17 protein-coding genes are annotated in these 24,743 nt (G+C 49.7%); 7 read left to right on the top strand and 10 right to left on the bottom strand.

All coding sequences use genetic code 11. From position 1 onward, the window contains the following. Window positions 1-110: 110 nt before the first annotated feature. Window positions 111-875 (top strand): tetratricopeptide repeat protein, encoded by a 765-nt coding sequence (locus tag H8K29_RS00085; protein WP_186895905.1) that lies wholly within the window; start codon window positions 111-113, stop codon window positions 873-875. A 20-nt stretch (window positions 876-895) separates the two neighbouring features. Here H8K29_RS00085 and H8K29_RS00080 read toward each other — a convergent pair whose 3' ends face one another. The 6 genes from H8K29_RS00080 to H8K29_RS00055 all read right to left on the bottom strand — a co-directional run bounded on the left by H8K29_RS00080 (window position 896) and on the right by H8K29_RS00055 (window position 11,855). Beyond that, the gene (locus H8K29_RS00080) at window positions 896-3,289 is read right to left on the bottom strand and encodes an EAL domain-containing protein (protein ID WP_186895904.1); all 2,394 of its coding nucleotides are present in this window, start codon (window positions 3,287-3,289) and stop codon (window positions 896-898) included. Beyond that, the gene (locus H8K29_RS00075) at window positions 3,286-4,572 is read right to left on the bottom strand and encodes an HD-GYP domain-containing protein (protein ID WP_186895903.1); all 1,287 of its coding nucleotides are present in this window, start codon (window positions 4,570-4,572) and stop codon (window positions 3,286-3,288) included. Before H8K29_RS00075 ends, H8K29_RS00080 begins: the two co-directional genes overlap by 4 nt. A 251-nt stretch (window positions 4,573-4,823) precedes the next feature. Beyond that, window positions 4,824-5,843, bottom strand: a complete 1,020-nt coding sequence (locus H8K29_RS00070; RefSeq protein WP_186895902.1) for a transporter — start codon at window positions 5,841-5,843, stop codon at window positions 4,824-4,826. Window positions 5,844-6,129: 286 nt separating this feature from the next. Next, on the bottom strand, window positions 6,130-9,873 hold the full coding sequence (metH, locus tag H8K29_RS00065; protein ID WP_186895901.1) for a methionine synthase: 3,744 nt from the start codon (window positions 9,871-9,873) through the stop codon (window positions 6,130-6,132). Between the two features lie 335 nt (window positions 9,874-10,208). Continuing rightward, window positions 10,209-11,165: a TerC family protein gene (locus tag H8K29_RS00060; RefSeq protein ID WP_186895900.1), complete on the bottom strand. Its 957-nt coding sequence runs from the start codon at window positions 11,163-11,165 to the stop codon at window positions 10,209-10,211. Window positions 11,166-11,168: 3 nt separating this feature from the next. Further along, window positions 11,169-11,855, bottom strand: a complete 687-nt coding sequence (locus H8K29_RS00055; protein WP_186895899.1) for a Bax inhibitor-1/YccA family protein — start codon at window positions 11,853-11,855, stop codon at window positions 11,169-11,171. A gap of 159 nt (window positions 11,856-12,014) precedes the next feature. On the opposite strand from H8K29_RS00055, the gene nhaR reads away from it, so the two are divergent. Next, window positions 12,015-12,932 (top strand): transcriptional activator NhaR, encoded by a 918-nt coding sequence (gene nhaR / locus H8K29_RS00050; protein WP_186895898.1) that lies wholly within the window; start codon window positions 12,015-12,017, stop codon window positions 12,930-12,932. Between the two features lie 135 nt (window positions 12,933-13,067). On the opposite strand, the gene H8K29_RS00045 is transcribed toward nhaR, so the two are convergent. From H8K29_RS00045 to def, 4 genes are all read right to left on the bottom strand, one after another. Beyond that, on the bottom strand, window positions 13,068-13,577 hold the full coding sequence (locus H8K29_RS00045) for a FlgO family outer membrane protein (RefSeq protein WP_212677222.1): 510 nt from the start codon (window positions 13,575-13,577) through the stop codon (window positions 13,068-13,070). Between the two features lie 62 nt (window positions 13,578-13,639). Beyond that, a complete protein-coding gene (locus H8K29_RS00040) occupies window positions 13,640-14,200 on the bottom strand; it encodes a hypothetical protein (RefSeq protein WP_186884172.1) in 561 nt (186 codons plus the stop codon). A gap of 209 nt (window positions 14,201-14,409) precedes the next feature. Next, window positions 14,410-15,375, bottom strand: coding sequence for a methionyl-tRNA formyltransferase (gene fmt / locus H8K29_RS00035; protein ID WP_186895897.1), 966 nt, complete (start codon window positions 15,373-15,375; stop codon window positions 14,410-14,412). After that, on the bottom strand, window positions 15,372-15,899 hold the full coding sequence (def, locus tag H8K29_RS00030; RefSeq protein WP_186884174.1) for a peptide deformylase: 528 nt from the start codon (window positions 15,897-15,899) through the stop codon (window positions 15,372-15,374). The genes fmt and def overlap by 4 nt, the downstream gene beginning before the upstream one ends. Before the next feature lie 159 nt (window positions 15,900-16,058). Between def and H8K29_RS00025 the strand changes: the two genes are divergently transcribed. From H8K29_RS00025 to H8K29_RS00005, 5 genes are all read left to right on the top strand, one after another. After that, on the top strand, window positions 16,059-17,174 hold the full coding sequence (locus H8K29_RS00025) for a LysM peptidoglycan-binding domain-containing protein (protein WP_186895896.1): 1,116 nt from the start codon (window positions 16,059-16,061) through the stop codon (window positions 17,172-17,174). Between the two features lie 12 nt (window positions 17,175-17,186). Beyond that, a complete protein-coding gene (dprA, locus tag H8K29_RS00020) occupies window positions 17,187-18,290 on the top strand; it encodes a DNA-processing protein DprA (RefSeq protein WP_186896551.1) in 1,104 nt (367 codons plus the stop codon). Window positions 18,291-18,491: 201 nt separating this feature from the next. After that, on the top strand, window positions 18,492-18,956 hold the full coding sequence (locus H8K29_RS00015; RefSeq protein WP_186884176.1) for a DUF494 family protein: 465 nt from the start codon (window positions 18,492-18,494) through the stop codon (window positions 18,954-18,956). 165 nt (window positions 18,957-19,121) lie between these two features. After that, window positions 19,122-21,698, top strand: coding sequence for a DNA topoisomerase III (locus H8K29_RS00010; RefSeq protein ID WP_186895895.1), 2,577 nt, complete (start codon window positions 19,122-19,124; stop codon window positions 21,696-21,698). A 109-nt stretch (window positions 21,699-21,807) separates the two neighbouring features. Next, window positions 21,808-24,381, top strand: coding sequence for a DUF1631 family protein (locus tag H8K29_RS00005; RefSeq protein WP_186895894.1), 2,574 nt, complete (start codon window positions 21,808-21,810; stop codon window positions 24,379-24,381). Window positions 24,382-24,743: the final 362 nt, after the last annotated feature.

Below are 24,743 nucleotides of genomic sequence, written 5' to 3'. Positions count from 1 at the left end.
CACGTCATCAAGGATGACTACATTTTGTTACCTTAATCGACAGAAGCGAAATATGTTTCCGTCAGGTCAAGACGTAACATCACGACTACCGACAATAGTGGAAGAAAATCATGAAAAAGTGGCGACATTTGTTTTGCGCGCTAGCGATCATGTCTTCGTGTGCGACGGCATCAGGCGATGATGATTTTGACGACGATGAACTGCAGGTTCAGCGTTGGGCTGTACTCGGCGATATGCAGGCACAAAATACTCTGGCGTTGTCGTATCTGAATGGCGACTTTGGCTATCAGAATGTGGACGAGGCCCGCTTCTGGCTGAAGCGCGCAGCCGAACAGGGGCATCCTGGTGCGCAGACCAATCTCGGCCTGCTGTACTTATCCAGTCATACTAATGCAGAAGAAATGCAGCAGGCGGTGGATCTTTTGTATCAGGCCGCCGAGCAGGATTTCGCTGCAGCTCAGTTAGTATTAGGCTCATTACATGAATCAGGAACGCTGCTACCGCATAGTTACATTGAAGCTGCTGCCTGGTATCAGGATGCGGCCGAGCAGGGCAATGCGAGCGCACAGTATCATCTGGCGATGTTGTATCTCAATGGATCAGGTGTACCGAAAGACGAAAAGCAGGCCGTGTACTGGCTCAATCTTGCTGCTGTTCAGGAACTATCGTCTGCTGAATTTGAGCTTGGTCGTCAATATTTGTATGGTGCTGGTGTGCCCAAAGATATCTTGCTGGCATATCAGTATTTACTCAAGGCCAGCATCAATGTCGGTAGTAAAGCGATCGATAGCCGGGATCTGGTCAATACCGGGCTGACAGCCGAACAACTTGCCGCCATTCAGGAAGATAGCCGTCACTGGCAATTCAAATCCTGAATGACTCAATTCAGTCTTACTTACAGAAATTTTTCTTCAAATTCGCTGGCAGATATGGCTGGTGAAAACAGATAACCCTGAAATTCATCGCAGTGCAGATCGAGCAGGAAATTTTTCTGTTCCTCAGTTTCTACGCCTTCGGCAATGACTTGCAGCTTCATCGCATGCGCCAGATGAATGATCGCCGTCACAATCGCGACATCACTTTCGTCCGTTGGTAATTCATCGATGAAAGAACGGTCAATTTTCAACTTATGAATCGGAAAACGCTTCAGATAACTAAGGCTGGAGTAGCCGGTTCCGAAATCATCGATCGATAATTTCACGCCTAGTTTTGCCAGCGATTCCAGTTTCTTTAAATTCTCTTCGACGTCGCGGATCAGCACCGATTCCGTCAGTTCTAATTCAATTTTATCCGGACTGAGCTGATGTTCTTCCAGCGTCGCTGCTATCGATTCAACAAAATTCGCTTGTTGGAATTGCAGCGCGGAGACATTGAAACCCATCCGCAGCGAATAGCCAGCGCGATTCCATTGCGCGGCCTGACTGATCGCCGTTTGCATGACCCAGTTACCGATAGGAACAATGACGCCGGTTTCTTCGGCAATCGGAATAAACTGCGCCGGGCCGATTTCGCCGAGATCTTTGTCATTCCAGCGCAATAAGGCTTCAACACCGAAAATCTCACCGGTACTCAGATTGATCTGAGGCTGGTAATGCAAACGGAAGCGATGATGTTCCAGTGCCTGACGCATGGCGTGATCGAGCTTCATCCGCGACAACAAACCGATGTTCATCTGGCGCTGATAGAAGCGGAAATCCGAGCGCCCGCGTTCCTTGACGTGATACATCGCGCTGTCGGCGTTTTTGATCAGGTCATCCATGTTTGTGCCGTCATCAGGGAACAGCGCAATACCGATACTGGAGGTCACGGTAAAGCTCATTCCCTCCAGATTGATTGGCACGGATAATTCTTCCAGCACGCGCTGCGCACAGACTTCAGCGCCGGCAGCATCGGCTTCATGAAGCAGCAAGACAAATTCATCACCACCCAGACGTGCTGCGGTATCGACCTGGCGGATACATTTTTTAAGGCGTTCAGTCACTTCCAGCAGCACCCGGTCACCGAATTGATGTCCAAGTGAGTCATTGATTTGTTTGAAGTGATCCAGATCCAGAAACAGCACGGCAAAACTGCTGTTGTCCCGCCCTGAAATCATAATCGATTGTTTAATCCGTTCTGATAACAGCAGACGATTCGGCAAGCCTGTCAGCGCATCGGAAAAAGCGAGTTCCTCGATTTTTTGTTTGGCGACGTGCGTTTCGGTTCTGTCTTTAAAAAAGCCGATGTAGTGCAAAGTTTTATTGTGATCGTCCTGCACTTTGACCAGCGTGATCATGCACAGATAGGCATGGCCGTTTTTGCGGCGATTCCAGAGTTCGCCTTCCCAGCAGCCGTCTTTTTCCAGCTTTGCCAGCAATTGATCAATCAGATCAACGTTACTTTCAGCGGCAAAAAAATCGCGCGGCGTCTTCCTCTGCATTTCGCTTTCGGTGTAGCCACTCAGACGTTCAAAACTGGGGTTGGTGGTGATGATGCGTTGATCTCTGTCGGTGATGAAAATCGCGTCGGTGCTGGATTCAAACACTTTTGCTGCCAGTTGCAAGCGCGCTTCATCGGCGAGTTTTTGCGTAATATCCCGATACGAATATACCCTGCCGATAGGACGTCCGCGCGCATATTGCGGTAAGGTCACGCGCTCCAGAATTTTCCCGGAGCGCAGTACCAGCACGTCACTGGCTTCCATCAACGGTGAACGGCTGATCGTGCCGAGGCGCTCGGTATAACGATCCGCGTCTATCATGCATTTATCCATCCATGCATAGATGGCCGCATCGTCTCTCTGCGTCATCAGTTCATCAGGCAAGCCCCAGAGATCGGCGAACAAATGGTTATAACTGCGGATAGCCCCGTCGAGATCAGTAACAAGGATACCGTCGGCAGTTGACTCCAGCGTCGCACGCAATTCTGCGATCAGTTTTTCCAGTTCATTTTCGGTTTGTTTCTGACTGGTACGGTCACGTACTGCAACCACAAAAATCGAGTTGTCCATACCAACTCTGACTAGACTGACCCGGCGCTCGACCTGCACCACCGTTTTATCGGAGCATTCGAGCAGGGTTTCAGAGTAAATATTTTCTGACAAACCCGCCGCAACATCTTCCCAGAAAAATACATCTTCAGGCGCTGCAGCCAATTCCACAATACCTTTGCCACGCAGACTTTCTTCCGGCACTTTTAACAAGCCATGTACGGCGCGATTGGCTGCCAGTATGCGTAAGGTAATCGGATCGACCAGAATGACGGCTTCCAGCATGCCCTCAATCAGCGCCTGTAGCTGGTGCGCTTTCATACCAGACCTTCGTTTGACTTGCCTGTCCGGGCTTCCATTCCGCGTTCGAAGAAATAACATAAACGCTTGCGTGGCGACAGGTAGTCGTATGCGGCCTTAGGCAATTGCAATGGCTTCAGGCTGCGGTGTATGCAAAGTTGCTGTTCGTGTTCGAGATTGATCACCAGCGCTTCATCGCGGTCTATCGTGGGATCATGAATAATGACTTTTGGTTTGATCGGCCGGGTAGAATTCACCGATACCACCAGCGCATATCGGTCATCGCTCAACTGCACCACTGAGCCTGGCGGATATATTCCCATCATGCGGATGAAAGTCGTCAGCGTCAGTTCGTGGAAGCGGGTTTTGTACTTGGTAAATATCTGCGACAAGGCTTCATGTGGCGTCAATGCCAGCGCCGGATTCGCCGGATTGCACAGATTGTCGTACTGATTCACCAGCGCTACGATGCGGCTCAACGGCGACATTTTTTCACCCGGAATACGACTCGGGTAGCCGCTGCTGTCGTGGTGTTCGTGATGCTGTGCCATCAACAGCATGGCGTTGGGTGCCAGATCCATTTTGCGTGCCAGATTCACACTGTGCATCACATGTTCCTGATAGGCCAGTTTCTCGGACGCACTGAAATGCTCATCGATCCAGCGCACCCGATCCGGCAATTCGATTTTACCGATGTCGTGCATAAGTGCGCCGACACCCAGATTGAGCATCTCGGTCTTATTCAGATCCAGAGCTTTACCCAGCAACAGCGAAATGACGGTCACATTAATCGAATGTAGCGAAGTCTTTTCCCCTGCTTTTTCTGACAACAGGCGGATGGCAGCCTCATCTTCGCTGAGTATCTGCCCGAGGAAGCCCTGAATCAGTTGTTCGACCAGTTGTTTTGCCAGCCCTGGTTGCGCATGAACATGCTCGGAAACTTGTTTAAAAGTTTGTGCGGCGTGATTGAATTGCCGCTCACAGACCTGCAGACTGGCAGCCTGACTGGCAAGCAAGGCCCGGCGTCGCCGTAAAGCGTGTTCGGTCGGCGTTTCTGTCACGGCGGAGACGATGGCATCAGCAGGCAGTGCGTTATCAGCGGTCGCATCGGCGGCAGAGCTTTTATCAGGGGCATAACGGATGCGCTCTATTCCCAGCGAGCGTATGGTGTCGATCTGTTCTTGCGTACTGATTTTGAAGTTACTGATCGGAAACGGATGATCCATCCAGCCTACGTCCAGATAGACGTACATTCCTATCCGCAGTTCGGATAGTTCGATAAATTGGGTATGAATGTCAGTCATCGCGTTTGCTGACAAAAGACCGGCAAGATGGAAGGGGATAGCCCCGTGGTATTTTCAATTTTAATCATTTAAAAAGCGAAATTTTTAACGGAAAACAGCTTTTTGTAAAAAATACCACGTTATTTTTTTCCAATACTAACTGAAATCTTCCCGAAAAATGACATGTGCGGGTTTAATTCTTTGTCGATGTTGTTATCGAATACACGACTCAACTGTTGCGTGTTCTATGGTAGCAGAAGAGCGTTGTTTTTTTAATCGCCGTCCCGTTTTCGGAACGCCAGCCAGCCGGCAATGACCGTAAATGTCAGCACGATCGCCACCACGATCCAGAAGCCGTATTCGTGTTGTGCGAGTGGAATGCCGCCGACATTCATGCCCAGCAAACCGGCGATCATATTGATAGGCAAGGCCAGCACCGTGACGACAGTCAGCACAAACAGCGAGCGGTTGTTTTGTTCATTTTCGCTGGCGGCGATTTCTTCCTGCAATAACTTGATGCGTTCCTGCAACGACGCCATGTCGCTCAGCACCACCGCGAATTCTTCAGTGGATTGGCGTAATTCCTGCACATCACTTTCTGCCAGCCATACCGGCGGCTTTTGCAGCAAGCGGAACAAGGCCGCAGGCTCCGGTGCCAGCAAGCGTTGCAGGCGCACCAGCACACGCCGGATTTCGCCCAGATTGGCGCGTTTTTTGTTGAGGCGATCTGCCAGCAAATGATCTTCGATGTCGTCAATTTTTTTGATCACATTGCGCACGATGCCGATCAGCACGTCGGCCTGATCGCGTAACAGGTGCGTCAGCAATTCGCTGGGAGAATGGAAAATTTCACCGTGATTGACGGCATTGCGTAAGCGATCAACCGATTGCAAAGGCTTGCGGCGCGCGCTGATCATGATGTTATTGGTCACACTCAGCCACAAGGTTGCAATATCGGACGCTTCAAATGCAAAGTCATGCAGCACATCGTTAATCACCGCAATCAGATTATGATCCGCATGTTCAATCCGGGTTGAACGCGAACCTTCGTGCAGGGTTTCGTAGAATTCTTCCGGCAGCGAAACATGTTCATGCAGCCATTTTTCAGCCGCCACATTGGTCAGATTGAAATGCAGCCAGATAAAGCTGTTGTCATTCGCGGCGCGGTTCGTTTGCAGCCACGCCAGTGCTTCGTTAGTGTGCAGCGCTTTTCCTGCCTGACCATGGGCAAACAGGTAGCCGCAGATTAAACCAGACTGATCTGAGCCATACGATAAGTTATCCAGCACCATCTGATTTCCTGCACAACGATAGAGCCGCTATTGTAAGACAGCGCCTGTACCGATACCGACATTTTTACTTCGCAGCCGATCAGATTTCATGTAGGTGTCACAATCCTCAACGCCTCGCACTTATGTCGGTGAAACTGGAACAAGGCGCATGCAAAGGCCTCAGAGCGCTTCCCAGCGGCTAAATATACTGGGGGGGAGTATGTTTACAAGGCCAGCAAATACGCTGAGAATTGATGCAAAACGCCATATACTCCCCATTTACTCCACATTTTCTGCTGGTAAAGGATTACAGATTCGGTGCCAGCCAGCGTTCGACTTCTTCTTTTGCCACGCCACGTCGTGCCGCCATATCCGTGACCTGATCGTCGCCGATTTTACCGACGCTGAAGTATTTGGATTCTGGATGCGCAAAGTAAAAACCAGAGACCGCGGCACCCGGAATCATCGCCCATGATTCGGTGATGTGCATGTCGATTTCTTCGCATTGCATCTGCTTGAACATCACGGTTTTGACCGTGTGTTCCGGACAGGCCGGGTAGCCGGGCGCTGGGCGTATGCCTTGATAGGATTCTTTGATTAACTCTTGATTACTGAGTTTTTCATCGGCGGCATACCCCCACAGATCTGTGCGTATGCGTTCATGCAGATATTCGGCAAAGGCTTCGGCCAGACGATCTGCCAGCGATTTCAGCATGATGCTGCTGTAATCGTCATGCGCGTCTTCAAACCGTTTTTCGTATTTTTCGATTCCCAGACCCGCAGTGACAGCGAACATGCCGATGTAGTCAGCGACGCCGCTGTCTTTCGGCGCGATGAAATCGGCGAGGCATTGATTCGGACGCTGTATGCCATCAACCAGCGGTTTCTCGGTTTGCTGGCGCGTGCCGTAATAAGTGAACGCGACCTGGCTGCGGCTGTCATCAGTGTAAATTTCGATGTCGTCGTCATGCACGCTATTCGCAGGCAGCAAAGAGACGACGCCGTTCGCTGTCAGCCAGCGGCCATCGATGATTTTTTTCAGCATCGCCTGACCTTCGGCAAAGACTTTGCTCGCCGCTTCACCGACCACGCTATCCGTCAGAATCGCAGGATAAGGGCCCGCCAGATCCCAGGTCTGAAAGAACGGACCCCAGTCGATGTACTGCGCAATCGTTGCCAGATCGACGTTTTTAAACACGCGGCGACCGATGAATTTTGGTTTCACAGGCGCGTTCGCACCGTCAAAGCTGAGCTTCATTTTATTCGCACGCGCCTGCGCCAGCGTCAGCAATGGTGTGGTTTTTTTATTCGCATGTTGCACGCGGATACGTTCGTAATCCGTCGCCAGCTCACCAATGTACTGATCGCGACTTTCCGGCGTCAGCAGCGATTGCGCAACCGATACTGAGCGCGATGCATCCGGCACATACACGACCGGGCCCTCGTAATTCGGCGCGATTTTGACGGCGGTATGGGCGCGGCTGGTGGTGGCACCGCCGATCAGCAGCGGGATCTTCATCATGCGGAAATGCGGATCGCGCTGCATCTCTTTGGCGACATACGCCATTTCTTCGAGTGACGGCGTGATCAGACCGGAGAGGCCGATGATGTCGGCGTTTTCGGCTTTGGCTTTGGCCAGAATTTCCGAGCACGGCACCATCACACCCATGTTGACGACTTCAAAGTTATTACATTGCAACACGACGGTGACGATGTTTTTACCGATGTCATGCACGTCGCCTTTGACGGTGGCAATGACGATTTTGCCTTTCGGCTTATTGTCGCCGCTGCGTTTTTTTTCTTCTTCGATGAACGGCACCAGATGGGCGACAGCCTGCTTCATCACACGTGCGGATTTCACCACCTGCGGCAGGAACATTTTGCCCTGACCGAATAAATCACCGACGATATTCATGCCGTCCATCAGCGGGCCTTCGATCACCTGTATCGGGCGGCCGCCGTTGTCCATAATGGCGGCGCGCGCTTCTTCGGTATCTTCGACAATCCATTGTGTGATGCCATGCACCATCGCATGTGCGAGTCGCTTGGCGACCGGCTCGCTGCGCCATTCCAGCGTGGCTTCTTCTTTCTTGCCGCCTGCTTTCAATGTCGCCGCAAATTCGATCATGCGTTCAGTCGCATCTTCTCTGCGGTTCAGCACCACGTCTTCCACGCGTTCACGTAATTCGGGATCGAGCTCGCTATACACGCCGACCATACCGGCATTCACGATGCCCATCGTCATACCGGCCTGAATCGCGTGATACAGGAAGACGGTGTGGATAGCTTCACGTGCCGGGTCATTGCCACGGAAAGAGAAACTCACATTCGAGACGCCGCCGCTGATTTTTGCACCGGGTAAGTTTTGATGTATCCAGCGCGTGGCTTCGATGAAGTCCACTGCGTAGTTGTTGTGTTCTTCGATACCGGTAGCGACCGCGAAAATATTCGGATCGAAAATAATGTCTTGCGGATCAAAATCGAGTTGATCGACCAGCAGGCGATAAGCGCGTTCGCAGATTTCTATCTTGCGTTGATACGTGTCCGCCTGACCTTTTTCATCAAATGCCATCACGATCACCGCAGCGCCGTAACGCTTGCACAAGTTGGCCTGGCGCAGAAATTCTGCCTCGCCTTCTTTCATCGAAATCGAATTGACAATCGCTTTGCCTTGCACGCATTTCAGGCCGGCTTCGATCACACTCCATTTGGAAGAATCGATCATCAGCGGCACGCGGGCGATATCTGGTTCCGATGCGATCAGATTCAGGAAGCGCGTCATGGCTGCCTGAGAATCCAGCATCGCTTCATCCATATTGATGTCGATGACTTGCGCGCCGTTTTCCACTTGCTGGCGGGCGACTGCTAAAGCGTCGTCGTATTGCTCATTCAGAATCAGACGCGCAAAGGCTTTGGAGCCCGTAACGTTGGTGCGTTCACCGACATTCACAAACAGAGATTGTTCATCGATGGTGAAAGGCTCTAAGCCCGACAAACGACAGGCCGGCGCAATGCTGGGAACCGCGCGCGGTGCCTGGGTTTGCAGGATATCGGCAATCGCCTTGATGTGCGGCGGCGTAGTGCCGCAGCAGCCACCGGCGATATTGATAAATCCGGCTTCGGCAAATTCTTTCAGCAAGGCTGAGGTGTCCGCAGGCAGCTCATCAAAACCGGTATCGCTCATAGGATTTGGCAAACCGGCGTTTGGATAAATACAAACAAAAGTATCGGCGATTTTAGACAGTTCTTCTGCATACGGCCGCATCAGCGCTGCACCGAGCGCGCAGTTCAGGCCGATGGTCAGCGGTTTGGCGTGGCGCACGGAGTTCCAGAATGCTGGCACGGTCTGACCAGACAGAATGCGGCCAGAGGCATCGGTGACGGTGCCGGAAATCATGATCGGTAAGGTCTGGCCGGTTTCTTCAAAATACTGATCAATCGCGAACAGGGCTGCTTTACAGTTCAGCGTATCGAAAATGGTTTCGACCAGCAGCACATCGGCGCCGCCTTCGACCAGACCACGGGTTTGCTCATGGTAGGCAGCAACCAGCTGATCGAACGTGACATTGCGCGCTGCCGGGTCATTCACATCCGGTGAAATCGAGGCGGTTTTTGGTGTTGGCCCTAAAGCGCCAGCGACGAAGCGTGGTTTGTCTGCGCTGCTGTATTTATCACAGGCCGCGCGGGCGATTTTTGCCGCCTGCACGTTCATCTCATAGGCCAGATGCGCCATGTGGTAATCGTCTTGCGCGACGGTCGTCGCACCGAAGGTATTGGTTTCGATCAGATCGGCACCGGCGGCCAGATATTGCTCGTGAATTTCCTGAATGATGTGAGGCTGCGTCAGCGTCAGTAATTCATTATTGCCTTTGACGAATAATTCTTTGCCGGGCACTGCAAAATCTTTGAAACGTTCGCCGCGATAATCTTCTTCCGTCAGCTTGTAACGCTGGATCATGGTGCCCATCGCGCCATCCAGGATCAGGATGCGTTGTTGCAGTAATTCGCGCAAACGGGTTTCGGTGGCGGAGACAGGCAGGGTTCTGGTCATGATCTTTACTCGCAAAAAACAAAACCCGATCGGCTCATGCATGCAGGCGGATCGGGCGACGTCCTTTTAGCAGCACTTATTACGCGCCCGCAATCTGAATCTCAAATCGGCGCTGGGAAGCGTAAATTATACGTCAAATCAAGGACTTGACGCCGAAGTTGCGGGAGTTTGCCGGTTTTTGCTTATACATTGTGGTTAGATCGATATATGTTGATCGCATCAATGGTGCACTTTTTTGCGTAAGTGTTAACAAAAAAGGGCATATCCTCAAACGAGAGATATGCCCAAAGGGAATACTTATTACGATTAAATCTGCCGCGTCGGAAAGCGTGTGATTAATGCTTTTTATGTCGAGTGGCGATCAGGCTGGCAATAATAGAACCGCCAAGAATCAGGCCAATCACCATCAGCGAAACATCGGTCGGCACATGCATCCATTTCACAATCAGCATCTTGATACCGACAAACATCAGCACAAACGCAAGACCGAATTTCAGTAAATGGAAACGGTCAGCCATATCGGCCAGCAGGAAATACAATGCCCGCAAACCCATAATCGCGAAAATGTTTGAGGTAAATACGATGAACGGATCAGTCGTCACGGCAAAAATCGCTGGAATCGAATCGACTGCAAAGATGACATCGGATACTTCAATCAGGATCAAGACCAGCAGCAACGGCGTGAAGACGCGCTTACCATCAACTTTGATACTGAATTTTTCTTTGTGAAACTCTTTGGTAAATGGCAGTAATTTTTTTGCCAGTTTCAATACCGGATTGGCGTCGAGATCAGGCTCTTCTTCCGTCGATACCAGCATACGGAAACCGGTGATCAGCAGGAACACACCAAACAGATACAACACCCATGCAAACTGGGTGACAACCCAGCTACCGGCGAGAATCATGATGATGCGCATGACGATCGCACCCAGTACGCCGTACAGCAGCACTTTGCGCTGATATTGCGGCGGCACCGCGAAATGGCCGAAAATCAGTAAGAAGATAAAGATGTTATCGACCGACAGTGATTTCTCGATGACATATCCGGTCAGAAATTCCATGGCTTTGGCGGTGGCGATCTCGCGCCCGACGGTTTCTGTCAGGTATATCCACAGACCAAAATCAAATGCCAAAGCCAGGCTGACCCAGACAATCGACCAGGCCGCCGCTTCCCTGACGCTGACTTTGTGGGCACGTGAACCTCCAAGCGCCACAACGTCTATGGCTAACATCGCTAAGACAAATGCGATAAATGCGACCCACATCCAGGGTTGAGCGACGGTATGCAACATGATTTACTCTTTTTCGATAAAGCCCAGCAATTGCAGCAGGCTGGTGAACAGATTGAAGATTGTGACGTACAGGTTGACTGTCGCCATGATGTAATTGGTTTCGCCACCGTGGATGATATTGCTGGTTTCAAACAAGATCATGCCGGACATCAGCAATACCATGACCGCAGAAATCGTCAGCGACAAGGCTGGAATCTGGAAGAAAATCGCGCCCAGACTCGCTACCAGTGCGACGATCATACCGACCATCAGGAAGCCACTCATGAAGCTGAAATCACGTTTGCTGATCAGTACGTAGGCAGACAAACCCATGAAAATCAGACCGGACATACCCATTGCTGTCATCACAATGGAAGTGCCGCCTGGCATTTTCAGATAATGAGAGAGGATAGGGCCGAGGGTGTAGCCCATGAAACCGGTCAAGGCAAACACACTGGCAATACCCCATGCGCTGTTACGCAGTTTGTTGGTGGCAAACAGCAGGCCAAAATAGCCGATCAGTGTCAGAAAGATGCCGGGACCTGGAATCGCGAAAGCGATAGTCGCACCTGCGGTCAATGCAGAAAACAATAAAGTCATCGACAACAACATATACGTGTTGCGTAAGACTTTCTGACTGTCACTGGCTGTGGTGTCGATATAGTCAACGGTTTGCACATCATGTGCAGTAGAGCGACTCAAGATTTTCATGCTTTTCTCCTGAAATGTTGAAGTCTGACGAAAAGACACAGGACTTCCCCTTCTCAACAGAAGGTGGAAACAGTCTAGTTGCAAGAAAATTGAAAGAAAAGTCGAATATAATTGATAAATACTTCGTAAAAATCGATGATTTGTCGATGATCTCTCTTTATGCCAGCACTGAACTACAAACACCTGCACTATTTCTGGATGGTTGCCAAGTCAGGCAGCATTGCGCGTGCCAGTGAACAATTGCATCTGACGCCGCAAACCATCAGCGGACAACTCACTTTGTTTGAAGAAATGCAGGGCGAGACTTTGTTCCGTAAGCAGGGGCGTAATCTGGAACTGACTGAGGCGGGTCGTTTGGTGCTGAGTTATGCAGAAGATATTTTTGCGCTCGGGCGTGAGTTGGAAGAAGTGCTGCATCACCGGCCGACCGCGCGCACTGTGCAGCTACGTGTCGGGGTGTCGGATGCGGTGCCGAAAACGGTGGCGTATCAATTGCTGGAGCCTGCGATGACTCTGCCGCAGACCTTACGGATTAATTGCCGCGAAGGCAAACTCGAATTACTGTTAGCAGAGCTGGCGATGCATAAGTTAGATGTTGTGTTATCCGACAGCCCTATGCCGGTGACAGCGAATGTTCGTGGGTATAGTCATTTGCTGGCCGAATCCGGCATCAGTTTTTTTGCCACCCATGATTTGCGTGCCAGCTTGTCCAGTACTTTCCCCGCACTGCTGGATGGCGCACCATTCTTATTACCTGGTGAAGACGCTGCGCTGCGCGGACGTTTGTTGCAATGGCTGGATCAGCAACAATTGCATCCAAAGATTACCGGTGAGTTTGACGACAGTGCGCTGATGAGTGCATTCGGTCAGGCTGGTGCTGGCGTGTTTGCTGCGCCGACCGTCATCGTTGATCGTGTGATACGCCAGTATGATGTTGAGCTGATTGGTCAGACACAGGCGATTCAGGAACAGTTTTACGCCATATCGGTTCAGCGAAAATTGACTCATCCCGCGGTGTTAGCCATCAGTCAGGCTGCACAGCAGAACTGGGTACAACATTTCTCAGCAGAAAAATAATCCGGAAGCGAACCGTGTGTTGAACGCATATGGAGTTCGCTGCCGCAAAGAGGCTAAAAAAAAGCACCTGAAAAATCAGGTGCTTTTATCCAGTGCTTTTTTAAGGCTGTGTTGCCAATACTTTATATTGATGGATCAGCGACGACCCAGCAGAGATTTGACAGTACGATCCATAGGGACAGCGTAGTCATATGTACTGAGGACGATATTGTCGACCGGGCGTATCAGTTTCAGGTTAACGAAAACCAGCTTTTCACTTTCCGCATACGTACCAACGATGACGGCCTGTGCCTGATGATTTTGTGCAACTTCCTTAATTTCGCGCGTCAGCAGCAGTTCACCGACATTTTGCTTGATCAGTACTTTGTCGCGGAATTTCATTTCCAGCATTTGATATCCAGCGCGGGAAAACTGACCGGAAACTTGTTCAGCGACAATACGTCCGAATGGAGAGGACTCTTCCAGCACATTGATATTCGCCAGCGTAGCAACGATCAGTGGGCGCGATTTATCCAGAGAATTACCGGCAGCAGCGATCAGGGCTGTTGCTGCTTTCTGATTGGTTGGGATAAATTCGTTCGTTTCAGCTTCTTTCCAGGACAAGGCGGCTGTCGATGTCGATGTGCTGGCCCCGGTGAGGTTCATATTTGAGCAAGCGCTGAGCAACAGACCACAACTTACTGCAAGTGCAATTTTCTTTACCATGATTAGCCCCCGATCACTTTAAAATTAAATTCAGTTTCTTTATTGTATAAAGACGCGTCATATTCATTGACGGGATACGCATCAGTCCTGCGTGCTACGTATTGTGCGTTTTTTATCAGTGACGTCGTCACAATTACTTCATAGACGGATGTCGTGCTAGTCGTTGACGGGCCACCGAAAACAAAACGGCGGTTGACTTGCCGATCAGTGGAGAAGCGCACTAATTGAGTATCGATATCTACGATTTGCGCTGTACCATCATTGACTTTTCTGACGGTCACACCTTGATTGACCAGGGACGTTACTACCTGAGTGTAAAACGCCTGACTGAATTTACTCGGGTTTTGCGGCGGAGTGACAAATACTGGAGCACCAATTTTGTCGGTGCCTGATTTGATCTGGTCAGCAACGTCCTTCGCGATCAATAACCAATTTGAGACGACTTGAAGTTCAGGAGCAGCAGTCTTAGTGTTGTTATTATAAGACGCGTTAGTGTTATTCAATGGAGTTGAGCAACCGGCCATCAGCATGACGGTAACAACAACGGGAACGATTTGTTTCATGCACTTCCTTTTCTAGCGTTCGGGTCAGGGATTTGGGCGGCAAAATCCAGCGCACACCATTAGTTAGCGTAAGAGAATACAACAAGTCTCGCAGAGCAACAAAGAATTTACTTGTAACCAACAGTGAATCGGCCTAATTCCTGCTTAATGTGGGAATTGTGTATAAAAGTGTCCCGATTTGTCGTTTTTTTGCTTCACACTCAGCCGGTTCAGGTTCGATTGAATTGCATATCAGGAATCATGGGAAAGCCTTGCAGGAACTCTGCAGCAGGTAAACGTTTTCCTCCTGGTTTTTGTAGTTCGGTCAGTTTCAGTACCCCTTCCCCGCAGGCAACCAGAATGCCTTCTTGTGCGGATGCCGTCAGAATTTGCCCCGGAGTTGCGCCAGTTTTATTCGCAGTGACCATTTGCGCAGCCCAGATTTTGATCGTGCTGGTGCCGTACTGAGCATGTGTGCCGGGAAACGGATTGAAGGCGCGGATTTTTCTTGCCAGTACATCTGCAGGCAGGTGAAAGTCGAGCGCAGCTTCTTCTTTACTGATTTTGGCGGCGTAAGTCACACCCTGCTCAGGCTGCACTGTCGCAGCCAGGGTGCCTTGTTCCAACTGGTGTAAAGCTTGCACTATCATTTCGCCGCCCATCGCTGCCAATTTGTCGTGAAGGCTGCCTGTGGTCTCAGAGTTGTTAATGCTGATGCTCTGTTTTAACAGCATGGGGCCGGTATCCAGACCTTCCTCCATTTGCATGATCGTGATACCTGTTTCGGCGTCGCCAGCCTCAATCGCTCTGTGGATAGGCGCCGCACCGCGCCATCGTGGCAAGAGCGAGCCGTGAATATTCAGGCAGCCTAAACGGGGGATTGTCAGTACAGAGAGAGGCAATATCAAGCCGTAAGCCGCCACCACCATGACATCATGTTCTGTGTTGCGCAGTATGTCGTGCGCCTCTGTCGCAACATCAGGATATTTGCCGTTCAATTTCAACGAGATAGGTTGTGCAACGGGAATGTTGTGTTCCATTGCGTATTGCTTCACAGCCGATGCGTGCAAATGCATGCCTCTGCCAGCCGGCCGGTCTGGTTGCGTGAGCACCAGAGGAATGTCAAAGCCCGCCTCATGTATGGCTGCTAAGGCGGTGGCGGCGAATTCTGGCGTCCCGGCAAAAATGACTTTCATTTGCGATTCCCGGAATGGCGTTGCATTTCACGTTCTTCCTTGACCAGTTTCGTTTTGATGCGGTTTCGCTTCAGCGGCGACAGATATTCAACGAAGACTTTACCCTTCAAATGATCAAGCTCGTGTTGTATGCAAACAGCGAGTAAATCTTTGGCATGAATTTCGAATTCTTTTCCATCGGCATCCAGTGCTTTGACTTTGACTTCGGCAGGTCGTTCAACACCGTCATAAATACCCGGTACAGACAGGCAACCTTCGTCGTAGACTTTTTTTTCTTCACTGGCCCAGATAATTTCGGGATTAATGAATACTTGTAACTGATCGTTGGCTTCAGAGATATCGATGACAACCAGTTGCTCATGCACATCAACCTGTGATGCCGCCAGACCGACGCCGGGCGCGTCGTACATTGTTTCAGCCATGTCCGCAATCAGTTGCTTGAGGCGTGCATCAAAGGAAGTTACCGGTTTTGCCACTTTGTGGAGGCGCGGATCGGGATACCGCAGTATATTTAGTATGGGCATATTACATTTCGCAACAAGCTGGTTTAGCTTTTGCGCTGTTTTTCTTGCTAGTTCAAGGATTTATGGGCAGAATTTGATCCAATTTGGCAATTATTATAAGCAGATTGCATGCTTGTTTGCCTGTTTGCTGTATGACAGCATCTCGTATCGGATATGTTTATGAAAAAGTTTAGCACAATCGCTGCCATCCTCGTTGGCAGTCTGCCATTCGCTTCCAGCTCCGCGTTTGCGGTATCGGGAGAAGCGACGATTGCGCAAGCTCAGGTTGTGGCTCGCAGCAGCAAATGTGCTTTCCTGCCGGATGCTCCGGATAAACATGTCGTTGTCAGTGGCGATACTTTGTGGGGAATTTCTTCTAAGTTTTTGCAAAACCCCTGGTGCTGGCCACAAGTGTGGGGCATGAACAAAGAAGAAATTCGTAATCCGCACTGGATTTATCCAGGGCAGATTGTTTATTTTGACCGTGCGAATCAGCGCCTGCGTCTGGGGAATGTTTCAGGTAATGGCGTTGTCGGTGGTGTTCCTACTGTCAAATTGTCACCCAGATCCCGTGTTGAAGGATTGGGGGCGAATGCAATTCCGGCTATTCCTGCATCAGCGATTGAGCCGTTTCTGGTACATCCGATGATCGTCGAGGTCAATACACTGGAACGTACACCGCGCATCGTCGCGGCACCGGAAAGTAAAGTGAATATGGGACAGGGCGAAAAAACCTATGTTCGCGGTGATCTTGATGGCGGCACCTCATTTCAGGTATTCCGTCCTGGCGTACCATTGAAAGACCCTGATAATGGGAACATCATTGGCTACGAGGCTGCTTTTGTTGGCACGGTAAAGCTGGCGCGCGAGCCAGATGATGATAACGACGTCTATACTTTCAACGTCGTTAATTCAAAACTAGAAATGTCTGTCGGTGACAGGTTGTTACCTGTAACACCGACTCCGATTCTCAGCTACGTACCTCATCCGCCGGAAGATGAGATCCGTGCGCGTGTCGTCAGTGTTTATGGTGGTGTGTCGGTTGCCGGACAAAATCAGATTATTACGATTAATCGCGGCAAAGAGCACGGCCTCGATCTTGGTACTGTGTTGTCCCTGCAGCGCTACGGTGAAGTAATCACGGATCGCACTGATGGTAACCGCAAGGTAAAATTACCGGATGAGCAATATGGTCATGTGTTTATTTTCCGCTTGTTTGACAATATCTCTTACGGCTTGGTGATGCAGGTCACTGATTTTGTCAAAGTTGGCGACGTCGCCAGATCGCCTCAATAATCAAATGGAGGTCTGGAATTGTTGCCGGACTTCTTTTCCTGGTTAAGGCTGGAACAAACGCCGGGCGTTGGCCCTGGCACTGCCTGTAAGTTGCTTGCTGGCTTTGGCTTGCCAGAGCATATCTTTACAGCAAGCTACGAGGCCTTGTGTTCTGTCGTCACGCCAAAAATCGCCCGCGCCTTATTACTCCCGCCGCAAGAAGATTTTCTCAGGTTATCTGAGATTACTCAGTCCTGGGCTATGCAGCCGGGCAACTATGTTGTCACGCTTGCTGATACGCTGTATCCACCGGCATTGCTGGAAATTCCCGACCCGCCGCTGATGTTGTATGTGAAAGGAAGGCCGGAAATACTGCGACAGTCGGGGATAGGTGTGGTGGGCAGCCGGAATGCGACTGCGCAGGGAATACGGAATGCGGAACAATTTTCTGAAGTTTTAAGTCATGCCGGATTGACGATCAGCTCCGGTCTGGCCGCAGGTATTGATGCTGCAGCACATCAAGGAGCGCTTCGCGGTATCGGTTCGACAATCGCTGTGATCGGCACAGGGGCGGATATTGTTTATCCCGCCAGAAATCGGCTGCTGGCACATCAGATAGCAGCAGAGGGCTGCATCGTCAGTGAATACTCACTTGGCACGCCCGCGATTGCCTCTAACTTCCCTCGCCGTAATCGGATTATTTCTGGGTTGACGAAAGGAGTGTTGGTGGTGGAAGCTGCTGCGCAGTCGGGTTCTTTAATTACGGCAAGGATTGCGGCGGATCAGGGGCGGGAAGTGTTTGCGATTCCCGGTTCCATCCATTCGCCGTTAGCAAAAGGCTGCCATCAATTGATCAGGCAAGGTGCGAAACTGGTGGAGTCTGCGCAGGATATATTAGAAGAGTTGCAACTCAGCCTACCACAAGCAACCGTTGTAGCGGGTTCGCTTCCAATAGCTGGGACGGCTGACGCGTCAGCCGGCTTGCTGACGCTGATGGGCTATGATCCGGTTCCGCTAGATGTGCTGGCATTACGTGCTGATCTGGATGTTGCAAGTTTAACAGGGCAATTACTGGAACTTGAGTTGTGCGGGCAGATTGAGTCATTACCGGGTGGAATGTTTCGCCGTCTTCATTAGGTTATGTACAAATCATGCGCTAAACCCGGTGTTGGCCTTTAAATATACTCCGGGGGAGTATATTTAAAGGCCCAGTATTGACAGAGACTTTCTGGCAAAAAATGCAGATACTGCCCCGAAATAGTTAAAAATCTCAAAAAACCGAGGGGATATCTCAGGACGGGACTTGTTTGAAACTGTTTCAGCAGATAGAGTACCGACATGTTTGATATTCTTGTTTACCTCTACGAAACTTATTATCGTCCTGACGCCTGTCCGGATACCGCCGCTCTGGTCAAAAAACTTTCCGCTGTTGGTTTCCCTGAAGATGAAATTTCTGAGGCACTGGATTGGCTGACTGGTCTGGCAAATACAACGGATCAGTCGTTGCCATCACCATTAAGTTCAAACGGTTTCCGGGTCTATGCTGGAGTTGAGCTTGCTGCTCTCGGTACGGAAGCGATTGGTTTTATTCAGTTTCTTGAATCGGCAGGATTGTTATCCTCCTTGCAACGTGAAATCGTTGTCGAGCGTGCGCTGGCTGTGAACGAGTCACCGCTGCCGCTCAATAAACTGCGCATCATTGTCCTGATGATGTTGTGGAGCCAGGGCGCCGAACCAGATATGTTGATGTTTGACGAACTGTTGTTGTCAGATGACGACAATACGCCTCGTCTTTTGCATTAATCGTTTCATAAACAGAAGATTTCTGGCAAAAATCGCAGCTTGGTTGCGGGTTTTGCGTTTGCACGTTTATCATTCCGCACTAACTTAGGTTAGTCTTACGCTTATTTAGCAAAAAATGTTGTTTGTTAATCATTTTTTGTGCAAAAAACATTCGAGAATTCCGAAATGACAAAAACGCTCATCATTGCCGAAAAACCTTCTGTCGCCGCTGACATTGCGAAAGCACTTGGAGGTTTCACTAAGCATGATGACTATTTCGAATCGGATGAGTATGTATTATCTTCCGCAGTAGGTCATTTGCTGGAAATTACCGTTCCTGAGGAATATGACGTCAAACGCGGCAAATGGAGTTTTGCGCATTTGCCGATGATCCCGCCGCATTTTGCACTGAATCCTATCGCCAAAACCGAAACGCGCCTGAAGGTGCTGAACAAACTGATCAAGCGTAAAGATGTTTCGGCACTGATTAACGCATGCGACGCGGGTCGTGAAGGTGAGCTGATTTTCCGTCTGATTGCGCAAAATGCCAAAGCCAAGCAACCGGTACAACGCTTGTGGTTGCAATCGATGACGCCGGCAGCGATCCGGGACGGCTTCAAAAAACTGCGTAGTGATGCAGAAATGATGCCTTTGGCCGACGCTGCACGTTGCCGCTCGGAATCAGATTGGCTGATCGGTATCAACGGTACCCGCGCCATGACTGCATTCAATTCCAAAGAAGGCGGATTTTATCTGACGACAGTCGGACGGGTGCAGACGCCAACCTTATCGATCGTGGTTGAGCGTGAAGAAAAAATAAAGAAATTCGTTTCCCGTGACTTTTGGGAAGTTCGCGCCGAATTCGTTTGTGCCGCAGGCATTTACGAAGGACGCTGGATGGATCAGCAGTTCAAAAAAGATGAACATGATCCTGAGAAGAAAGCGGAACGACTGTGGAGTAAGCTTGCCGCCGAGTCCATCGTCGCGGCATGCCGTGGACGTCAGGGCAATGTTACAGAAGAGTCTAAGCCTGCGACGCAGATGGCGCCGGCACTATTTGATCTGACCAGCCTGCAGCGTGAGGCGAATGCCAAATTCGGCTTCTCTGCAAAAAATACCTTAGGTCTTGCTCAGGCTTTGTACGAAAAACACAAAGTGCTGACTTATCCGCGTACGGATTCCCGCCATTTGCCGGAAGATTATCTGGATACAGTCAAACAGACGCTGGAAACGGTTTCTGAAAGTAATAATTATCATCAGTTTGCAAGCCAGATTCTGAAAAATAACTGGGTCAAGCCGAACAAACGCATTTTTGATAACACGAAAATCAGTGATCACTTTGCGATCATTCCTACTGGTCAGGCACCAAAAAATTTGTCTGAACCCGAGCAAAAACTCTACGACCTGGTGACGCGTCGCTTTATGGCCGTGTTTTTCCCGGCGGCAGAATTTCAGGTCACAACGCGCATCACGGAAGTGACCGGGCACCACTTCAAAACCGAAGGTAAAGTCATGACCAACGCAGGTTGGCTGGCGATTTACGGTAAAGAAGCACTGGAAGAAAAAGATACGGAAGGCAAAGGCACGCTGGTTCCGGTTGCCAAAGGTGAAAAAGTTCTTGCCGATAAAATTGAAGCGCATGGCTTGGTGACAAAACCACCGGCTCGCTACAGCGAGGCGACCTTATTGTCGGCAATGGAAGGTGCCGGCAAACTGGTAGATGACGGAGAATTGCGCGAAGCCATGGCGGGCAAGGGGCTTGGCACTCCGGCAACAAGGGCGGCGATTATTGAGGGCTTACTGACCGAGAAATACTTGCTGCGCGAAGGTCGGGAGCTGATGCCGACGGCCAAAGCATTCCAATTGATGACCTTGTTGCGTGGTTTAGGTGTGGATGAACTGACTTCGCCGGAGTTGACCGGTGAATGGGAATACAAGTTATCGCAAATGGAGAAGGGCAAAATCAGCCGTGAAGAATTCATGCGCGAAATTGCCCAGATGACACAAATCATCGTAAAACGCGCTAAAGAGTATGACAACGACACGATTCCTGGCGATTATGCGACGCTACACACACCTTGTCCGCATTGCGGCGGTGTAGTCAAAGAAAACTACCGTCGTTTTGCCTGCACTAAGTGTGAATTCTCTATGAGCAAAACGCCCGGTAGCCGTCAATTTGAGGTAGCCGAAGTCGAAGAATTATTAAGTAAGCGCGAAATTGGCCCTCTGCAAGGTTTCCGCTCGAAAATGGGTAGACCATTCGCAGCTATTTTGAAGATTGTTCCGGATACAGAACACAATAATTTAAAGCTTGAATTTGATTTTGGCCAGAATCAGGATGACGGCGAGGACGGCGAGGGCGTTGATTTCACTGGTCAGACTGCATTAGGCCCTTGCCCGAAATGTGGCAGCGGCGTTTTTGAAATGGGCCTCGCTTATGTCTGTGAAAAGACCGTTGCCAAGCCTAAAGCATGTGATTTCCGTAGCGGCCGCATCATCTTGCAGCAAGAGATTTTGCCCGAGCAGATGACTAAACTATTGGTTGACGGCAAAACTGATTTATTGCCAGGCTTTATTTCTCAGCGTACACGTCGCCCGTTTAAAGCATTCCTGGTCAAGGCGAAAGACGGCAAAGTGAGTTTCGAATTTGAGGAACGCAAAGCCAAGGCACCTGCCGCTGGCAAAGCAAAAGCGGCGGCACCTGCTGATGAGGCTGCAAAACCCGTCAAAAAAGCAGCGGTCAGAAAGAAAAAAAACGCTTGATATTGCGTGAAGTCAGCGTTGACTGTGCTTATCCGCTCCGCTTTAAGTTGCAGCAGATGCCATTCCTTCGGTATATTGTATGAAATGATTTTCTTGCAATAAGGTATATATGGCATTGGTTGAAATACTGTCGAGCGCACGCAGAGAATTTTTTAATGCCTTTCAAAATGCCGCTGCAACTCTGGTTCCACGTACAGTGGAGACTTTGTTTTCTAAGGTAAATTCAGAAAATAGCCCGATAGAACAGGCTGACATCGTCCGTGCTCAACTTTTGTTGCAGGAGCATCGCCACGAAATTGAGCTGCAACTGACGAAAAATATGCAACAGTTGCTTGATAGGAGCATGGAAACGACCTATCAGAACTTTCGCCCCAATTTATCCGCCCTTTCTATCTCTGCCGATAATCTGAGTCTGCTTGATTCATCGGCATTTGAGAGTTCGCTGCGCTTTAATGAAGTCACACAGCTGTTCCGGAATGTCGCAGAGCAAGAATTGATTGATCTGAATATCCGTATCGCTGTTTTGTTCGGTCAGGACGATATACGCGAGCGGGAAAATCCTTTCCGGCCTTATCTGATAACCCGTTGTATTTTTCTCGCAGTAGAAAGTTTGCGCCTCACTCAGGAAATGTTTTCGATACTGGCGATGCAGCTGGGTGAAACCCTGACGGTGGATATTCCGGGTATTTATCAGCAAACCAACGCCGAATTAGAAAAACACGGTGTGCACGCACACCTTTCCTTAAAAATAAATAAATCAGCAGAGACGTTGCATCTCAGAGGCAGCAGCAGCGTTGGGACGCAGCAGAATGTTATTGGTAGTCAACAGATCAATAACGCTTTTCCGGCATTTAATCAGTTGGATTTTCCCGCAGTGGAAGATGTCAGATCGGCGCCGTTGTCTCCGTCCAGTAATCCGTCAATTAACATAGACCAGCTGTTTCAGGTTTTGCGCGGTAGAGAAAAAACGGCATTTTCAGCATATAGCCCAACGGTTGCTGCACAAGATAATTCTTCGTCACCTGCATGGCTTGCCAATACATCCGATTTGCCTGAGCTTTTGCGAAAAACCTTTGGACAATCACGTCCTTTCCAACGCGGAAGGGATTTTGATCTTGCAAGCCAGCAAGCGCAACAGGAGACTCCTTTACTAAGCGCAGAGATGGCGCAATCTGTGATTCGCGGTTTAGTCGAGCGCTTTAGTCATTTACCTGGTCCCGAAAAAATTAACGCTGCGCCTCCAGAATTAGAGAAGTTGTTGATTGAAAAGGATTTGATTCATACGCTCGGTTATTTGCACCTGTCAATGAAGCCGGATCTGAGTATTCTGAATGAACGCGGCGACGTCCGTAATCTGATTCGTGAACAACGCGAGGCATTTTCAGCATTAGCTCGCTCGACCGAGGAGCTCATGATCATTGATGTGCTGGCGATGTTGTTTGAGTCGATATTATTCGATGATTTGCTTTCGAAAGAATTACGAGAGCAGTTGGGACGCCTTCAGTTTCTATTGTTGCAGTTGGCTTTGAGTGACCGTACGTTTTTGAGTAACCAACATCAAGCTGCCCGGTTGCTGCTGAACCGGATCGCATCCGTATTGCTTGGAACGCAGCATTTACCTGTGACTCAGCGCAAAATTGAAGAAGAAATTTCCAGGGTATTTAAAACCTTATCCCGGCATGATTGTCGTGTACCAGAACTGTTTGAGCGAATATATAACCGATTCGATACGTTTATTTCTACTGAATTAAGAACTCAGGATAAGTTCATCAGGCGCACGGTGAAGTCGATAGAAGAAGCTCAAATCCGTTATCTGCGCTCGGAACAAACTTCCTCGCTGCTGATGGACGGCTTGGCGAAGCTGGATGTTCCCCAGCATTTCGCTAATTTTTTAGCGACGGAATGGGTGCGGGCAATTAATATCGCCGAGCGAACCGACGCGTCACTGGCCTCCCATTTGCGAGCATTGGTGCCGGATCTGATATGGAGCATCCAGCCTAAAAATTCTCAGGAAGAACAAAGTCAGCTTTCCGCGCTGCTGCCTGGAATGTTGACTGATCTCAGGCGCGGTATTGCAATGTTGGATTGGACTCAGTTTAAACAGAATGCCTTATTGAACTGGCTGCATGAAAGGCATCGTGGGGTATTGCTTCCCACGCAGGAATTTTCAACATCTAAGACTTTAGTGCAGGCTCGGGAGATATTTTTAAATTTTTTGGAGCAGCCAGCAGTAGTTTTATCTGATTCCATCGAAAAAAATAAGTATCACGAAGTTGAAAAGTATCTGCATGAGGTACTCGCGGAATTGCAGTTGAACGTTGTTTTCATCGAGGCCAGCAACACACAAGTTCCCCTGAAAAATGAAGATGTTTTATCCGTAGTAACGACGCAGGGCGAAAGTAAATCTTCGGAAATCCAGCAGCGCTTATATAGTGGAGCACCGATAGAACTTGCAATTGATAATCTCATTAAGCGAGGCTGTATTGCCTGGGTTAACCCTAATATGAGCAACCTCCTATTGAGTCTGAATCAACAAGCTGAACCCGTCATTATCAGCTACGAAAGTTTCTCCCATTATTCTGGCAATGGAGCACTGACATTTGTTGAAAGCGCTCCTCTGATAGACAGAGCTGTTCAGGCCGTACTTAAATCTGCAGAGATAATCGAGAAGCAAGCTAGCTGACTGACTTCTGACGTAGGCGCAGGAAGTACTAACTTAATATTAATCAAAATAATTTACCTGTTAGATTGCGAATTGAGGAAGGTTTTGCTATAGTTCGGCTCCCGCTGAAAGGCGGGGGAAGAAAGTGAAGTGAAGCAAGAATTCACTGACAGTCAACAAGCCAAGGCCAAGTGATCCGATTGGTGCCCGCACAACAAAATGCGGACGCTGAGAAGAAAAAGCGAAGCGAAAGGGTGAAGGGAGTTGACAGTGAGTGAGAAGTACTTCATAATCTCGTTTCTCTGCTGCTGACGCACACAACGATGCGAAGCAAAACTCGGAAGAGTGAAGCGGAAAAGAATTTCAGGATTCGCGGTTCTTTA

Origin of the sequence: Undibacterium sp. CY21W, from assembly GCF_014284265.1 — a bacterium.
GTDB lineage: Bacteria > Pseudomonadota > Gammaproteobacteria > Burkholderiales > Burkholderiaceae_D > Undibacterium > Undibacterium aquatile.
The sequence above is the reverse complement of the archived record's forward strand: the minus strand, read 5'-3'. Positions and strand labels throughout refer to the sequence as shown.

Coding starts and splice junctions, on each gene's coding strand:
- H8K29_RS00085 (WP_186895905.1), top strand. CDS start 111: ATGAAAAAGTGGCGACATTTGTTTTGCGCGCTAGCGATCATGTCTTCG.
- H8K29_RS00080 (WP_186895904.1), bottom strand. CDS start 3,289: ATGAAAGCGCACCAGCTACAGGCGCTGATTGAGGGCATGCTGGAAGCC.
- H8K29_RS00075 (WP_186895903.1), bottom strand. CDS start 4,572: ATGACTGACATTCATACCCAATTTATCGAACTATCCGAACTGCGGATA.
- H8K29_RS00070 (WP_186895902.1), bottom strand. CDS start 5,843: ATGGTGCTGGATAACTTATCGTATGGCTCAGATCAGTCTGGTTTAATC.
- metH (WP_186895901.1), bottom strand. CDS start 9,873: ATGACCAGAACCCTGCCTGTCTCCGCCACCGAAACCCGTTTGCGCGAA.
- H8K29_RS00060 (WP_186895900.1), bottom strand. CDS start 11,165: ATGTTGCATACCGTCGCTCAACCCTGGATGTGGGTCGCATTTATCGCA.
- H8K29_RS00055 (WP_186895899.1), bottom strand. CDS start 11,855: ATGAAAATCTTGAGTCGCTCTACTGCACATGATGTGCAAACCGTTGAC.
- nhaR (WP_186895898.1), top strand. CDS start 12,015: ATGCCAGCACTGAACTACAAACACCTGCACTATTTCTGGATGGTTGCC.
- H8K29_RS00045 (WP_212677222.1), bottom strand. CDS start 13,577: ATGAACCTCACCGGGGCCAGCACATCGACATCGACAGCCGCCTTGTCC.
- H8K29_RS00040 (WP_186884172.1), bottom strand. CDS start 14,200: ATGAAACAAATCGTTCCCGTTGTTGTTACCGTCATGCTGATGGCCGGT.
- fmt (WP_186895897.1), bottom strand. CDS start 15,375: ATGAAAGTCATTTTTGCCGGGACGCCAGAATTCGCCGCCACCGCCTTA.
- def (WP_186884174.1), bottom strand. CDS start 15,899: ATGCCCATACTAAATATACTGCGGTATCCCGATCCGCGCCTCCACAAA.
- H8K29_RS00025 (WP_186895896.1), top strand. CDS start 16,059: ATGAAAAAGTTTAGCACAATCGCTGCCATCCTCGTTGGCAGTCTGCCA.
- H8K29_RS00015 (WP_186884176.1), top strand. CDS start 18,492: ATGTTTGATATTCTTGTTTACCTCTACGAAACTTATTATCGTCCTGAC.
- H8K29_RS00010 (WP_186895895.1), top strand. CDS start 19,122: ATGACAAAAACGCTCATCATTGCCGAAAAACCTTCTGTCGCCGCTGAC.
- H8K29_RS00005 (WP_186895894.1), top strand. CDS start 21,808: ATGGCATTGGTTGAAATACTGTCGAGCGCACGCAGAGAATTTTTTAAT.